Origin of the sequence: uncultured Pluralibacter sp. (genome assembly GCF_913775985.1) — a bacterium.
Taxonomy (GTDB): Bacteria; Pseudomonadota; Gammaproteobacteria; order Enterobacterales; family Enterobacteriaceae; genus Pluralibacter.
This window is the reverse complement of the sequence record NZ_CAJYMB010000014.1, coordinates 52,230-67,013: the sequence shown is the minus strand read 5'-3', so window position 1 is coordinate 67,013 and position 14,784 is coordinate 52,230. Positions and strand designations below refer to the sequence as shown.

Genomic DNA, 14,784 nt, shown 5'->3' with positions numbered 1-14,784 from the left:
TGCATCTACCAGATCTGCTTAAACCACCATGCCCAGCAGCAGACAGCCGATCAGGCCGCACAGGGAAATAATGGTTTCCAGCATCGACCACGACTTGATGGTTTCGCCGATAGTCAGGTTGAAGTACTCCTTGAACAGCCAGAAGCCCGGATCGTTCACGTGGGAGAAAATCACGCTGCCGGAACCGACGGCAATCACCATCAGCTCCGGGCTTACGCCGGTCGTGGCGATAAGCGGTGCGGCGATCCCGCCGGCGGTAATGGCCGCCACGGTCGCCGAGCCCAGCGCGATACGCAGAACGGCGGCGATAGACCACGCCATAAACAGCGGAGAGACGTTAGTTTCGTGCATGATCGAGGCGATGTACTTATCGACGCCGCTGTCCACCAGCACCTGCTTGAACGCGCCGCCGCCGCCGATAATCAGCAGCATCATGGCGATGATTTTGATGGATGAACCGAGGGTTTCGTTAATCTGATCCATCGAGCGGCCGCGGTTGAGGCCGAAGGTGAACACCGCAATCAGCACCGCAATCAGCGTCGCCATCACCGGATCGCCGAAGAACTCCGCCACCGGCAGCAGGGCGTGGCCTTTCGGCAGCACCATCTCGGCGACCGCGCGCAGCGCCATCAGCACCACCGGCACCAGCGATGTCCAGACGCTGACGCCGAAGCTCGGCATCTCGGCTTCGGTAAAGGTTTTGGCGTTGTACAGGCCTTCCGGGATCGGCTTGTCGATGCCTTTCAGCACGCGGGCATAAACCGGCCCGGCCAGGATCACGGTCGGGATGGCCAGAATGGTGCCAAACAGCAGGGTTTTACCCATATCCGCGTGGAAAATGGTGGCAATGGCGGTCGGGCCCGGATGCGGCGGCAGGAAGCCGTGGGTCACAGACAGCGCGGCGGCCATCGGCACGCCGACGTACAGCAGCGGAATGTTGGCCGCGGCGGCGATGGTAAATACCAGTGGCAGCATCAGCACGAAGCCCACTTCGTAGAACAGGGCAAAGCCGACGGTGAACCCGGTCAGCACCACTGCCCACTGAATATGCTTCTTGCCGAATTTGGCAATCAGGGTAGTGGCGATGCGCTGCGCGCCGCCGCAGTCCGCCAGCATTTTGCCCAGCATGGCGCCGAAGCCCATGATCAGCGCCAGACTGCCCAGCGTTCCGCCAACCCCGGCTTTAATGGAGGCAATGACTTTATCCAGCGGCATGCCCTGCATTAAACCGACGGCCAGCGCCACCAGCACCAGCGCGATAAAGCCGTTTAATTTAAAGCGGATCATCAGCAAGAGTAATAAAGCGACACCGATAGCAACGATGACTAATGGCATAATTTAAAAGGCCTTTTTGTTATTGGTAACATCAATATGGGATAGCAAATAAAAGCGTATTTTTAGTGCGGGAATAGCGGCATCACGCGCGGCTTTCATGGCCTGAGCTTCTCACAGCATAGCTGGCTAATTTTTGCCCACAACTCCCACAGAGGATGATACGGGTAACACCGCAAGATTGAACATCACCCGGGCGGACAAAATATTAATTATGAGAACCAGGTCAAACTATCAGAAGGGATTAACGGATGGGGGAAAGCCGGCAGCGGGCGCTGCCGGCGGGGGAAATCAGTAGTAGGAGTGCTCGCCGCGCTGGTGTTCGGTCAGATCGCGCACGCCTTTCAGCTCCGGGAATTCGTTCAGCAGCTGCTTCTCGATACCTTCTTTGAGCGTGACATCTACCATTGAGCAGCCGTTACAGCCGCCGCCGAACTGCAGAATTGCCAGCCCGTCGTCGGTAATTTCCATCAGCGAAACGCGACCGCCGTGGCCGGCCAGCTGCGGGTTAATCTGCGACTGCAGCAGGTATTCAACGCGCTCCATCAGCGGCGCGTCGTCGGAGACTTTACGCATTTTGGCGTTTGGCGCCTTCAGCGTCAGCTGTGAACCCAGCTGATCGGTAACAAAGTCGATTTCCGCATCTTCGAGATACGGCGCGCTCAGCTCGTCGACATACGCCGTCAGCTGATCGAATTTCAGCGCGGTGTCGGACGCTTCAACCGCGTCCGGCGGGCAGTAGGAAACGCCGCATTCAGCATTCGGCGTGCCGGGGTTGATCACAAATACGCGGATTTGTGTCCCTTCTTCCTGATTTGCGAGCAGTTTGGCGAAGTGCGATTGTGCGGTATCAGAGATACGGATCATAGCGTTGGCCTAATAGTTGACTATTTTAGTTGGTTATAATACGCCCATCTTTGGGGGGCTACAAGGTACGACACAGGCACCATACCTGAACTGACGCGGCGCCGTTTTGCAAAAGCAGGCGGGAAAGTTCGGCGGCGGTAGCGCCAGTGGTGACGACATCGTCCACGAGGGCGATATGGAGCCCGGCAACCGGAAAATCAAGGCAGAAGGCGTTTTTGAGGTTTTTTCTGCGCTGGTTGGCGGTCAGCCGGTGCTGGATGCGCGTGGCGCGGATGCGGCGTATTGCCTCCGGCCGGTAGCCGCAGCCCAGCCAGCGTGAGAGGCAGCGGCACAGTAAATCTGCCTGATTGTAGCCCCGCCGCCACTGGCGAAAACGCCAGAGCGGCACGGCGATCAGCAGGTCCGGCTTTTGCGGCATCGCCACTAGCTTGAGTAGCAGCAGCCTCGCCAGCGCCGGGGCGATTTCGGGACGGCCGCTGAACTTGAGTTTTCTAATCAACCCCGACAGCGGCGGCGCATAGTCGTTTACCGCGACCAGCCGCTGCCACGGCGGCGGTTTCTGCAGACAGCGCCCGCACGGCAGGCGCGCGTGCGCCGCCGGCAGCCCGCAGCGCGGACAGAGCGGTACGCTGAGGGCAAGCGCCGCGCTGCAGCGGGAACAGATCCCCCAGTGGGATAGAGCGAGGGGCATCTGGCACAGCCAGCACAGGCTATGAATGGACAGGTGCACGATTACCCCGCTACCGGCCCGGCGGCGGCATGTTTCGCCGCGCTGGCGTAATGCGCCCTGCGGGATTTTGGGTATAACATAGCGATCCTCCGGATTAATAAACGAGACAATAGCTGATGAACGACATCTGGTGGCAAACCGCCGGCGAGGGAAATACGCATCTTGTGCTGCTGCACGGATGGGGGCTGAACGCGGAAGTGTGGGATTGCATCGTGCCCCAGCTGAGCGCGCATTTCACGCTGCACCGGGTAGACCTGCCGGGCTTCGGGCGCAGCCGGGGATTTGGCGCGATGGCGCTGGAGGCGATGGCGGAGAGGGTGCTGGAGAAGGCACCGCCGAAAGCCATCTGGCTCGGCTGGAGCCTCGGCGGGCTGGTGGCGAGCCAGATAGCGCTGAGCGCGCCCGAGCGGGTTGAGGCGCTGGTCACTGTTGCATCGTCGCCGTGCTTTGCCGCCCGCGACGGCTGGCCGGGGATCAAACCGGAAGCGCTGGCCGGCTTTCAGCGCCAGCTGAGCGAGGATTTTCAGAAAACCGTCGAGCGCTTCCTGGCGCTGCAAACTCTGGGAACCGAAAGCGCCCGTCAGGACGCGCGCAAGCTGAAGAGCGCGGTGCTGGCCCTGCCAATGCCGCCGGAAGCGGTACTCAACGGCGGGCTGGAGATCCTTAAAACCGCCGACCTCCGCGAGCCGCTGCGCGCGTTAGAGGTGCCGTTCTTGCGTATTTACGGCTATCTCGACGGCCTGGTCCCGCGCAAAATTGCGCTGCTGTTGGATGAGCTGTGGCCTAACAGCCGCTCGCTGATTCTGGATAAGGCGGCCCACGCGCCATTTGTCTCACATCCCGAGGCGTTTTGCGAGACGCTGCTGGCGCTCAAACCGCAGGCGAAAAAAAGCGGGCCGCAGCCCGCGTGATTCATACCAGCGTCCATAGCTCGCGCCGGCAGGCTTTTCCCTCCGGGCAGCTTTTACAGCTGCCGGTCAGGCACGACTGCGGATCGTCAATAATCCGCTTCGCTTTTCCCATCGCCTCCAGACGCAGCAGCATGGCGTCAACCATTGGCTGCGGCGCGTGCAGGGCGCGGCTGAGCTGGCTGGCCTCCATTCGTCCCTGAAGCGCCAGCGTATCGCGCAGCGCAATCATTGAAGTCACGGTTGCCTCCTGTTAATGGCAGTCGCCGGCGCTGCTGCTGCAGCAGCTGTGGACCGTTTTATGGGTTGCGGCCAGGTTGACCTCAACCCGGCTACGGGCCCGGCGCAGCAGGCCCAGCACGATAATGTTAAACAGCACCACCGCAAGGATACACACCAGGCTATAGCGCGGGTGCTGGCTGTAGCTGGAGACCTGATAGAACAGCGTTGACAGCGAATAGGCGATATTGAGCCCCCACAGAATCGAGAAGCCCATCCAGCCGCGGCTGGATTCGCGCGCGATCGCGCCCATTACCGAGATGCACGGAATATAGAGCAGGACGAAAATCAGGTAGCTGTAGGCCGCCGCCGGGCTGCCGAACTTGCTGCTCATTACGCCCATTGAACCGGTGGCCATTTCGCCATCGCCCTTGCTGGCTTCAATCGGGTTCGCCAGCACGCTGAGGCTGAAGGTGTCCTTCAGGCTCTGCCAGGTTTCGCTGGCCGCTTCGCCAAGTTCTCCCGTGAGGCTGAACTCGGCCGGGTTGAATGCTTCTTCCTGAATATTTTCGGCGGTATACAGCGTGTTGAGCGTGCCGACCACCACTTCTTTCGCCATTGCGCCGGTAAACAGGCCGACGGTGGCCTGCCAGTTATCCTCATGGACCCCAATGGGTTTGAATATCGGAGTGATCACCCGGCTGACGGAGGCCAGCGCCGAGTCGTTGATGCTGTCGGCGGCTTTGCCGCTGAGGGTAAAGCTGTTCAGGGCGCTGAGGAAGATACTGACAATGACAATCACCTTACCGGCGCGCAGCACGAAGCCTTTCAGGCGCTGCCAGGTCTGGATCACCAGGCTTTTCAGATGCGGAACGTGATAGACCGGCAGCTCCATCACGAACGGCGACGCTTCTCCACGCATGATGGTGTGCTTCAGCATCAGCCCGGTCAGGATCGCCATCACAATGCCCAGCACGTACAGGGAGAAGACCGCCAGCGCGCCGTTCTGACCGAAGAAAGCCGCGGCGAAGACGGCGAAAATCGCCAGCCGCGCGCCGCAGGACATAAACGGCGCCATCATGATGGTCATCAGCCGCTCGCGCGGCGCGTCCAGCGTGCGTGCGCCCATCACCGACGGTACGTTGCAGCCGAAGCCGACGATCAGCGGCACGAAGGATTTGCCCGGCAGACCCAGGGCCTGCATCAGACGGTCCATCACGAATGCGGCGCGGGCCATGTAGCCAGAGTCCTCAAGGAAGGAGAGGAACAGATACATCATGCCAATCTGCGGTACCAGCGGCAGGACGGTATTGATGCCGCCGCCGATCCCCTGGGCGAGGAAAATGGTCAGCCAGTCAGGGAAGTGCAGCACGGCGCCCAGCCACTGAATGCCGTGGATGAAAATCGCCACCGAGCCGCCGTCGAAAATGGGCTGCAGCGCGCCGCCGATGTTAATGGCGAGCAGGAACATCAGGTACATCACGAACAGAAAAACCGGCAGCCCGAGGAAGCGATTGAGGATGATTTTATCCACGGCGGTGGTAAAGCGGCTCGGCTCGGCGGTCAGGGTATTGCTGACCGCATCGCATACGGCAGCGATAGTCTGGTAGCGGGCGTCGGCAATGTGCAGAGCCGGATCGTCTATTTCGTTTTCGAGCCGGGCCAGCGAGGCCTCAAGATTGTGCGTCGCGTCGCCGGCGTAGGCGCGGCTGTAGATATCACCTTCGAGCATTTGCAGCCCCAGCCAGCGGCGCTGCTGCATCGGCATATCCGCCGGCGTGGCCTGGGCCAGTACGTCGGCTTCGCGCAGCAGCGGCTTTGGATAGTGCACCAGATCCACCGCCTGGTTACCCCGGTGGCGGTCAATGGCCATTTTCAGCGCTTCGATGCCGCGACCGCGGGTGGACACCAGCGGCACTACCGGGCATCCCAGCCGGGTAGCCAGCGCGTCTACATCAATGTGGATCTGCTGCTTTTCGGCAATATCCAGCATGTTCAGCGCCACGATGCAGGGAATGCCGAGTTCCAGCAGCTGCAGCGTCAGATAGAGGTTGCGCTCCAGATTTGAGGCGTCTACCACGTTGATAAGCAGGTCTGCACTGCCGCTGAGAATGTAGTGGCAGGCAATCTGCTCATCAAGAGAGGTCTGGGAGGAGATGGTGGTGAGCGAGTAGGTGCCGGGCAGATCCACCAGCGTGACCTGATGATCGGTGGTGGCAAACTGGCCTTCTTTGCGCTCAACGGTGACGCCTGCCCAGTTGCCCACGCGCTGGCGCGCGCCGGTCAGTTGATTAAAGAGCGTGGTTTTACCGGAATTCGGATTGCCAATTAAGCCGATGGTTAATTTTTTCATTTTATTGGACTCGTTTTACAGGCAGGGATTAACGGTCGAGAGCTTCTATTTCAATCAGCGCCAGATCTTTTTTGCGCAGTACCAGGCTTACGCGCCGGGTTTCAATATGCACCGGATCGCCGAGGGGCGCGACGCGTACCACGTGAAATGACGATCCCGGCAGCATGCCGAGGGAGAGTAGCTTTTGCCGGTATGCCGGGCTGATATCGCGTGAAAACCCGATGATTTTCCAGGTACTGTCAGGGGTAAATTGCATAAGACCTGCTTCGTTCGCTTCGCGGAAACTCTCTGTATGCGGGTAGGCGGCATACAGAACCAACGTGGTGCCAAAGGCGAAAGGATAAAAATATCAACGCCTACGATGATAATGAGAATAATTACTGCCTTCAATCAATACTGGGAGGTAAAGCGCGGTACAGGCAATTAATTTAGCCTGGCTTTGACTTTGCTCAATATTTATTCGGCGACGAATGTTTCACCAATGAATTAAATGTTGCTGATATGAAAAATGATATGACGTTATTTTTTTAAGCCGTCAAAATAAGGTTTAAGCCAGCAAATCGCGTGCGAAAAATATATTCCTTAATATATGGAGCCTACTGTCGAAGATAAAAAGGTTCGTTTTATGAGATAGCGGTAGAAAAGCGGGCACAGGCAATGATAACCATGCTTACAGAGCGTTAATGGACGCCGGAGCTGCGTTTGGCGACTGCATAAAAAGGACCGTACTGCTCAATTCAGCGCCGCTTATCTCTGTGGATTTGCCGGGTAATATGGCAGCTGCGCCGTTTCACGCGGGATTCAGTAAAAATGATCTGTTTTGGGTATAAAAAAGCCAGCCCGTGGGGGCTGGCCTTGAGTGTCGGCACTGTTTAAAACCCTATTGAGGTTCTATCAGAGCTACTTCTTCTTAAACGCCGCCGCCAGCGCGTCCATCATCGCGCTGTTGCCTGCCGGGCTCGCTTCGCGACCTCGCGGTTTAGCGGGTTTCGCCGCCGGGCGATTGCCGCTGCTGTTCGCACCGCCGCGCCGGGAGCCGCTTTCGCCGGGCTGCTCGTCAAGGCGCATGGTCAGCGCGATGCGCTTGCGCTGAAGATCGACGTCCAGCACCTTCACTTTGACGATATCGCCCGCTTTCACCACGGTATGCGGATCTTCGACGAACTTGTCCGCCAGAGAAGAGATGTGGACCAGCCCGTCCTGATGCACGCCGATATCCACAAACGCGCCGAAGTTGGTGACGTTGGTGACCGCACCTTCCAGTACCATGCCGGGCAGCAGATCCTTCATGGTTTCTACGCCGTCGGCGAATTGTGCGGTTTTAAACTCAGGGCGCGGGTCGCGTCCGGGTTTTTCCAGCTCCTTGATGATGTCGGTTACCGTCGGCAGGCCGAAGCGCTCGTCGGTGAAATCCACTGCCCTGACGTTGCGCAGGCTGCTGCTGTTGCCCATTAAATCCTGCAGCGCCTGCTCGGTCGCCGCCAGAATGCGCTCTACCACCGGATAGGCTTCCGGGTGAACGGTGGAGGCGTCGAGCGGGTTGTCACCGTGATTGATGCGCAGGAAGCCCGCACACTGCTCGAAGGCTTTTGGCCCCAGGCGGCTCACTTTCAGCAGCTGCTGGCGGTTCTGGAACTGGCCGTTCTCATCGCGCCAGGCCACGATATTCTGCGCCATCATGCGGGTCAGGCCGGCGACGCGGGTGAGCAGCGGCACTGAGGCGGTGTTGAGATCCACACCGACGGCGTTCACGCAGTCTTCCACTACCGCGTCCAGCTTGCGGGCCAGCTGGCTCTGGCTGACGTCGTGCTGATACTGGCCGACGCCGATGGATTTCGGGTCAATTTTCACCAGCTCCGCCAGCGGATCCTGCAGGCGGCGGGCAATAGAGACTGCCCCGCGCAGGGAAACATCCAGATCCGGGAACTCCAGCGCCGCCAGCTCGGAGGCGGAGTAAACGGACGCTCCCGCTTCGCTGACGATAACCTTCTGCGCGGTCACTTTCGGGAACTGCTTCTGCACGTCGAGGTAGAAACGTTCGGTTTCGCGCGAGGCGGTGCCGTTGCCGATGGCCACCAGCTCTACGTTATGCTTCTCGCACAGGGCGGCCACGGCCACCGCTGCTTTTGCCGCCTGGCCGGTGTGCGGATAAATAGTATCGGTTGCCACCAGCTTGCCGGTGGCGTCCACCACCGCCACTTTTACGCCGGTGCGCAGGCCCGGATCGAGGCCCATGGTGGCGCGCAGGCCCGCCGGTGCGGCCATCAGTAGATCGTGCAAGTTGCGGGCGAACACGTTAATTGCTTCATCTTCGGCGCGCTCGCGCACGGTGCCCATCAGCTCCGTTTCCAGGTGCATCAGCACCTTAATGCGCCAGGTCCAGCTCACCACGCCTTTGCGCCAGGCATCCGCCGGCGCGCCGTTCAGGCGCAGGCCGAGATGGTCGATAATAATCTGTTCGCAGTGGCTCTCTTTTGGCGGCTCGTCGAACTGCGGATCGGGATTAAGCGCCAGCTGGAGAATACCTTCGTTGCGGCCGCGGAACATCGCCAGCGCGCGGTGGGACGGCACGGTGGAAAGCGGTTCGTGGTGATCGAAGTAGTCGCGGAATTTCGCCCCTTCTTCCTCTTTGCCGCTGACCACCGCGGAAACCAGGTGGGCATTGCGCCACAGGTAATCGCGCACTTTCGCCAGCAGCCCGGCGTCTTCGGCAAAGCGCTCCATCAGGATATAGCGCGCGCCGTCGAGGGCGGCTTTCACGTCGGCAACGCCTTTATCCGCGTCGATGTACTTTTCGGCTTCCGCCTCGGGTGAGTGCGACGGTTCATTCCACAGCAGATCCGCCAGCGGCTCCAGCCCGGCTTCAATGGCAATCTGCCCGCGGGTGCGGCGCTTGGGTTTGTAGGGAAGATAGAGGTCTTCCAGCTCGGTTTTGCTGAGGGTGCCGTTAATGGCGTTCGCCAGCGCGTCGCTCAGCTTGCCCTGCTCGGTGATGGATTTAAGGATTGCCTGGCGGCGATCCTCCAGTTCACGCAGGTAGCCCAGTCGCGTCTCAAGCTGGCGAAGCTGGGTATCATCCAGCCCGCCGGTGACTTCCTTACGATAGCGCGCGATAAACGGCACGGTATTCCCTTCATCAAGCAGGCGAACGGCAGCTTCTACCTGCTCGTTTCGTGCCTGAAGTTCACCCGCAATGATGCGGCAGAGCGAATTATTCATGGTGGCTATTTTTTGTCTGGTGGATAGAAAAACAGGGGGACAGTTATACGGACTGACCGGCAAAAATGCCAGCCGTCCGCCTGCCAATCGGAGTTTTCGGGCGGCTCATTTGACGTAAACAATCTCGTTCACGTACCAGCTGGCTTCCCCGACGGGGGTTTGCACCACTGCCAGATCGCCGACCTCTTTTTTCAGCAGCGCCCGGGCCATCGGCGAGTCGATGGAGATGTAGTCGTTGCGGCCAAAAATTTCGTCATAGCCGACAATGCGAAAGCGCTTGCTGTCGCCATCGTCGTTTTCAATCTCGACCCACGCGCCGAAGAAGACTTTTCCCTCCTGCTGCGGGGAGTAATCGACGATTTTCAGCCGTTCGAGGCACTTGGTGAGGTAGCGCACCCGGCGGTCAATTTCCCGCAGGCGCTTTTTGTTGTACTGGTAATCGGCGTTTTCGCTGCGGTCGCCGAGGCTTGCCGCCCAGGTCACTTTTTTAGTGACTTCAGGACGCTCTTCCCGCCAGAGATAGTCCATCTCTTTCTTTAACTTCTCGTACCCTTCGCGGGTGATAAGCGGCGTTTTCATTTGCAGATCTTCCCAGGTCATCTTTCACCGCAGTACCTTAACCAGCGAACGCGGCAAATGAAAGCCCGGACGAGAAAACGCGCGGGGGAGGGGAGCAGGATGAAGAGACCTTGGCTCTTCATCCTGTGCAAGCAGAGGCGGGCCGCTAGTTTTGCGTGCGGCTGTTGAGATACTCCTTGGCAACGGTATTGATGCCGTCTTTCATTCTGCAGGTTTCGCCGATCACCAGCGCGCGTGCGGCATCGGTGGGCAATACTGCCGCGCCCCAGCCGTTTCCGCCCTGCGGCGGCCTTTGCAGGCTATCCACCAATGTCTGCACCCGCGCCTTATTGTCGGCAGAGAGCGTCATCAGGTATTTGGCTTTATTGATGTCGCGGATCCCCTCTTTCAGCCTTTCAAATCTCGGGGATGAGCGGAAATAGGTGTCTGTCCATCTGTCGCCCGGATAGATAAAGAGCGGATCGCCGGCCTCCCAGTATTTATAATTCACGTTGTCGAGGGGATTCTGCGTCCAGCCATCGTATGACCAGCGCATAAACCCTGACAGATGCTGGCTCATTGAGTACCAGAGCACCCAGTCGCTTTCTACAGGCATGCTGATGGTATTGCTGTTTGGCGCATCGCCGGTCGCGGTATAAACCGTGGTCAGCAGCCCTTTTTCTTGCCGGTGCTCGGCTAATTTTCTTACCGCGTCGTTATTTTTTAAGTGTACTAAATCAATCGAGATATCATCGATCTTATCGAGAAAATCATAATCGCTGATCGCCTCGAAGTTCATTGCCGAGGAGATCTTAAATTTCTTGCCGCTGTTAGACTCAATGGATTGAATCAGGCTTACCGCAGGCTGCAGCTGCGAAATAGGTCTTTCATCCATTGAGATGTAGGTGATGCCGAGCCACCCTTTTTGGTCGACGTGCTCAATAAAGTGACTTAACACGCTGGTCCACTGCTTTTTCCACGCGTCAGAGCCGGGGGTTAATTTTTCTTTTTTAGTCTGGCCGCTGGCCTCGTCAAAATAAGTGATCTGATTTTCCCACGGGACAATACTGTATGACTTTATTTGACCATACCCGGTTTCCGGATCCAGCACGCCGGCATCAATATTTAACTGTATCCACTTGTCGAACAGATCGTAGTTATAGGTAAAGGTACCGTCTTTTTTCTTTGTCCATTTCACCATCGAGGGATCGTTATCATAAGACTGATGATTCCAGGCCTCTTCAACGATAGTGGCGACCACTCCCCGCCCGCCAATCGCCGCATACTCTTTCATCATCGCATTGAGATAGGTGCGGTGCTCTTCATTAAACCAGTTGCTGTTATTTACGTCGTTTAGCCGGGATATTCCATAATATCTTGCGCTGACGAACGGGTGTTGCCAAAGCTCAATCTGCGTATCCGCCTCCCTGACATCCGGCAGCGTTAAATCAAGAACTTCATAGGTATAGGTAAAGTTGATCGGCGCGGTCATCTCACTGGCTTTTACCGATAATGTGCCGGTATAGGTGCCGGGTTTGGCGTCTCGCGGGATTTGGACATTAATCCACGCGGCATTAACCTTTTTAGCATCAGCGTTAATGGGCTGGGTGGTATAGAGCACATCCGGGAAGGCTTCGCTGGGCGCAGAATTGAGCTGCCCGCGACCGAGGTTGGCTTGAATATCCTTTAGCCAGGTCACTTTTACGTTATTACTGCTGATTTTATCCTGCTGCCCGTTCACAAAGTCAGAGGCAGTGATGGTCAGGTTGTGTACTCTTTTATCTTTAGTCAGTACCACGATTTTTGAATTTAATACATCGCCCTTCCAGGCGACGGATTCATAAAACTCATTTTTTCCGCTCAGGTAGCTATTGTAATTTTTTTGCTGATGGTGAATATCGGTGGAGCCAATAAATGCCACAATGGGCTGCGTCTGAGGAGGCGAGTCTTCGGTAGCCGCAGTTACTCTGCTTATTTGCGTCAATAACGCTAATGCCAGCGTTATCTGTATAAATACATTAAATATGCGGTTATTCTTCATCGTGTATTTCCCGATTCCTGGTGTTTAAACAAAATGTTCAACCAATCTTATTTCGTTTAACATTCCACCAGGGGGAAAGCAATGCGGGTCCTGAAGGTATAAGCAGACAATATTATTTTGTTTTTTGTGGGCATTACATTTTATCCATCATACTTGACGCTGCCCGCGTGCAGGCTTTGTTATCGGGTTCATTCATTAGCCTTGGCCTGAGGACCGCCGCGCTGCGACATTCAAAACGCTTTCAGGCAGATTTGTCGCTTAACCTGGTCACTTGTGCAAGACCGCTCCCGGGGATCCGCTCACTTGCCGCGTTTTGCGCCTCCGGTGTCAGTTTTTACCGTGCAAACTAGACATAAACTGCTGTTAAATATGCTTTGTAACAATTTCGGCTATAATTTATACCAGATTTTGCTGGAGCAAAATGTATGCTTTTTTAAGAATATGCACTCACAATTGTTGCGAGTCTTCTGGGAGTAAAACAATGCAAGAGAATTATAAGATTCTTGTTGTAGATGACGACATGCGCCTGCGCGCGCTACTGGAACGTTATCTGACCGAACAGGGCTTCCAGGTTCGAAGCGTGGCGAACGCTGAACAAATGGATCGCCTGCTGACCCGTGAATCCTTCCACCTGATGGTGCTGGATCTGATGCTGCCGGGTGAAGATGGCCTCTCTATCTGCCGCCGGCTGCGCAGCCAGAGTAACCCGATGCCTATCATTATGGTGACGGCGAAAGGCGAAGAGGTAGACCGCATCGTCGGCCTCGAAATCGGCGCCGATGACTACATTCCTAAACCCTTTAACCCGCGCGAGCTGCTGGCCCGCATCCGCGCCGTGCTGCGCCGCCAGGCGAACGAACTGCCGGGCGCGCCGTCCCAGGAAGAAGCCGTTATCGCCTTCGGCAAGTTCAAGCTTAACCTCGGCACTCGCGAAATGTTCCGCGAAGATGAGCCGATGCCGCTCACCAGCGGTGAATTCGCCGTGCTTAAAGCGCTGGTCAGCCACCCGCGCGAGCCGCTTTCCCGCGATAAACTGATGAACCTCGCCCGCGGCCGCGAATACTCCGCGATGGAGCGCTCCATCGACGTTCAGATCTCCCGCCTGCGCCGCATGGTGGAAGAGGATCCGGCGCATCCGCGCTATATCCAGACCGTTTGGGGTCTTGGCTACGTCTTTGTGCCGGACGGTTCTAAGGCATGAGGCGAGTGCGTTTCTCGCCGCGAAGCTCGTTTGCCCGCACCCTGCTGCTTATCGTCACCCTGCTGTTTGTCAGCCTGGTGACGACGTACCTTGTGGTGCTGAACTTCGCGATCATGCCGAGCCTCCAGCAGTTTAATAAGGTGCTGGCATATGAAGTACGTATGCTGATGACCGATAAACTGCAGCTGGAAGACGGCACGCAGCTGGTGGTGCCTCCGGCGTTTCGCCGCGAGATTTACCGCGAGCTGGGCATTTCGCTTTATTCGGATGAAGCGGCGGAAGACGCAGGGCTGCGCTGGGCGCAGCATTATGAGTTTCTTAGCCAGCAGATGGCACAGCAGCTGGGCGGCCCGACGGAAGTGCGGGTTGAAGTGAATAAAAGCTCGCCCGTTGTCTGGCTGAAAACCTGGCTCTCTCCCAACATCTGGGTGCGGGTGCCGCTGACGGAAATCCACCAGGGAGACTTCTCGCCGCTGTTTCGCTATACGCTGGCGATTATGCTGCTGGCTATCGGCGGCGCATGGCTCTTTATCCGCATCCAGAACCGGCCGCTGGTAGATCTGGAACACGCGGCACTGCAGGTGGGGAAAGGCATTATTCCGCCGCCGCTGCGCGAATACGGCGCATCGGAAGTGCGTTCGGTGACTCGCGCCTTCAACCATATGGCCGCGGGGGTGAAGCAGCTTGCCGATGACCGAACGCTGCTGATGGCCGGCGTCAGCCACGATCTGCGCACGCCGCTGACCCGCATTCGCCTGGCGACGGAGATGATGGGCGAGCAGGATGGCTATCTGGCGGAGTCCATTAACAAGGACATCGAAGAGTGCAACGCCATCATCGAGCAGTTTATCGACTACCTGCGCACCGGGCAGGAGATGCCGATGGAGCTGGCAGATCTCAACTCGGTGCTGGGCGAAGTGGTGGCCGCCGAAAGCGGCTACGAGCGGGAAATTGAAACCCAGCTGCAGCCTGGTGAGATCCCGGTGCGCATGCATCCGCTCTCTATCAAGCGCGCGCTGGCCAATATGGTGGTGAACGCCGCCCGCTACGGTAACGGTTGGATCAAGGTCAGCAGCGGCAGCGAGCAGAATCGCGTCTGGTTCCAGGTGGAAGACGACGGCCCCGGCATCAAGCCCGAGCAGCGTCAATATTTGTTCCAGCCGTTCGTACGTGGCGACAGCGCCCGCAGCACCAGCGGTACCGGCCTTGGGCTGGCGATCGTCCAGCGTATCGTCGATAACCACAACGGCATGCTGGAGATCAACACCAGCAAGCGCGGCGGGCTGCTGATCCGCGCCTGGCTGCCGGTGCCGGTAGTGCGGATCCAGGGCCAGAGTAAGGACGCTTAGGGCAACC

The 14,784-nt window shown here is 57.7% G+C and carries 12 protein-coding genes; 3 read left to right on the top strand and 9 right to left on the bottom strand.

Features of this window, described 5'->3' with window-relative positions; genetic code table 11:
- Positions 1-18 precede the first annotated feature (18 nt).
- The 3 genes from gntT to gntX all read right to left on the bottom strand — a co-directional run bounded on the left by gntT (position 19) and on the right by gntX (position 2,923).
- A complete protein-coding gene (gntT, locus tag QZ766_RS02300; RefSeq protein ID WP_297196826.1) occupies positions 19-1,335 on the bottom strand; it encodes a gluconate transporter in 1,317 nt (438 codons plus the stop codon).
- A gap of 288 nt (positions 1,336-1,623) precedes the next feature.
- Positions 1,624-2,199, bottom strand: coding sequence for a Fe-S biogenesis protein NfuA (gene nfuA / locus QZ766_RS02295; protein WP_297196823.1), 576 nt, complete (start codon positions 2,197-2,199; stop codon positions 1,624-1,626).
- Positions 2,200-2,257: 58 nt separating this feature from the next.
- Positions 2,258-2,923, bottom strand: a complete 666-nt coding sequence (gntX, locus tag QZ766_RS02290) for a DNA utilization protein GntX (RefSeq protein WP_297196970.1) — start codon at positions 2,921-2,923, stop codon at positions 2,258-2,260.
- Between the two features lie 122 nt (positions 2,924-3,045).
- On the opposite strand from gntX, the gene bioH reads away from it, so the two are divergent.
- Positions 3,046-3,840, top strand: coding sequence for a pimeloyl-ACP methyl ester esterase BioH (bioH, locus tag QZ766_RS02285; RefSeq protein WP_297196821.1), 795 nt, complete (start codon positions 3,046-3,048; stop codon positions 3,838-3,840).
- A 1-nt stretch (position 3,841) separates the two neighbouring features.
- On the opposite strand, the gene feoC is transcribed toward bioH, so the two are convergent.
- The 6 genes from feoC to QZ766_RS02255 form a co-directional block, all read right to left on the bottom strand.
- A complete protein-coding gene (gene feoC / locus QZ766_RS02280; protein ID WP_297196820.1) occupies positions 3,842-4,078 on the bottom strand; it encodes a [Fe-S]-dependent transcriptional repressor FeoC in 237 nt (78 codons plus the stop codon).
- Positions 4,079-4,090: 12 nt separating this feature from the next.
- The gene (feoB, locus tag QZ766_RS02275; protein ID WP_297196818.1) at positions 4,091-6,409 is read right to left on the bottom strand and encodes a Fe(2+) transporter permease subunit FeoB; all 2,319 of its coding nucleotides are present in this window, start codon (positions 6,407-6,409) and stop codon (positions 4,091-4,093) included.
- Positions 6,410-6,437: 28 nt separating this feature from the next.
- Positions 6,438-6,665: a ferrous iron transporter A gene (gene feoA / locus QZ766_RS02270; protein WP_297196816.1), complete on the bottom strand. Its 228-nt coding sequence runs from the start codon at positions 6,663-6,665 to the stop codon at positions 6,438-6,440.
- A 644-nt stretch (positions 6,666-7,309) separates the two neighbouring features.
- Entirely contained in the window at positions 7,310-9,628 is a 2,319-nt protein-coding gene (locus QZ766_RS02265) for a Tex family protein (RefSeq protein ID WP_297196814.1), read from the bottom strand.
- Between the two features lie 105 nt (positions 9,629-9,733).
- On the bottom strand, positions 9,734-10,207 hold the full coding sequence (greB, locus tag QZ766_RS02260) for a transcription elongation factor GreB (RefSeq protein ID WP_297196969.1): 474 nt from the start codon (positions 10,205-10,207) through the stop codon (positions 9,734-9,736).
- A gap of 145 nt (positions 10,208-10,352) precedes the next feature.
- Entirely contained in the window at positions 10,353-12,107 is a 1,755-nt protein-coding gene (locus tag QZ766_RS02255) for a glycoside hydrolase domain-containing protein (RefSeq protein ID WP_297196811.1), read from the bottom strand.
- A 601-nt stretch (positions 12,108-12,708) separates the two neighbouring features.
- Between QZ766_RS02255 and ompR the strand changes: the two genes are divergently transcribed.
- On the top strand, positions 12,709-13,428 hold the full coding sequence (gene ompR / locus QZ766_RS02250; RefSeq protein WP_001157751.1) for a two-component system response regulator OmpR: 720 nt from the start codon (positions 12,709-12,711) through the stop codon (positions 13,426-13,428).
- Entirely contained in the window at positions 13,425-14,777 is a 1,353-nt protein-coding gene (gene envZ, locus QZ766_RS02245; protein ID WP_297196802.1) for a two-component system sensor histidine kinase EnvZ, read from the top strand. Before ompR ends, envZ begins: the two co-directional genes overlap by 4 nt.
- Positions 14,778-14,784: the final 7 nt, after the last annotated feature.

What these genes read in the sequence shown, in the direction of transcription:
- gntT (WP_297196826.1), bottom strand. Translation starts at nt 1,335, where the DNA reads ATGCCATTAGTCATCGTTGCTATCGGTGTCGCTTTATTACTCTTGCTG.
- nfuA (WP_297196823.1), bottom strand. Translation starts at nt 2,199, where the DNA reads ATGATCCGTATCTCTGATACCGCACAATCGCACTTCGCCAAACTGCTC.
- bioH (WP_297196821.1), top strand. Translation starts at nt 3,046, where the DNA reads ATGAACGACATCTGGTGGCAAACCGCCGGCGAGGGAAATACGCATCTT.
- feoB (WP_297196818.1), bottom strand. Translation starts at nt 6,409, where the DNA reads ATGAAAAAATTAACCATCGGCTTAATTGGCAATCCGAATTCCGGTAAA.
- feoA (WP_297196816.1), bottom strand. Translation starts at nt 6,665, where the DNA reads ATGCAATTTACCCCTGACAGTACCTGGAAAATCATCGGGTTTTCACGC.
- QZ766_RS02265 (WP_297196814.1), bottom strand. Translation starts at nt 9,628, where the DNA reads ATGAATAATTCGCTCTGCCGCATCATTGCGGGTGAACTTCAGGCACGA.
- greB (WP_297196969.1), bottom strand. Translation starts at nt 10,207, where the DNA reads ATGAAAACGCCGCTTATCACCCGCGAAGGGTACGAGAAGTTAAAGAAA.
- ompR (WP_001157751.1), top strand. Translation starts at nt 12,709, where the DNA reads ATGCAAGAGAATTATAAGATTCTTGTTGTAGATGACGACATGCGCCTG.
- envZ (WP_297196802.1), top strand. Translation starts at nt 13,425, where the DNA reads ATGAGGCGAGTGCGTTTCTCGCCGCGAAGCTCGTTTGCCCGCACCCTG.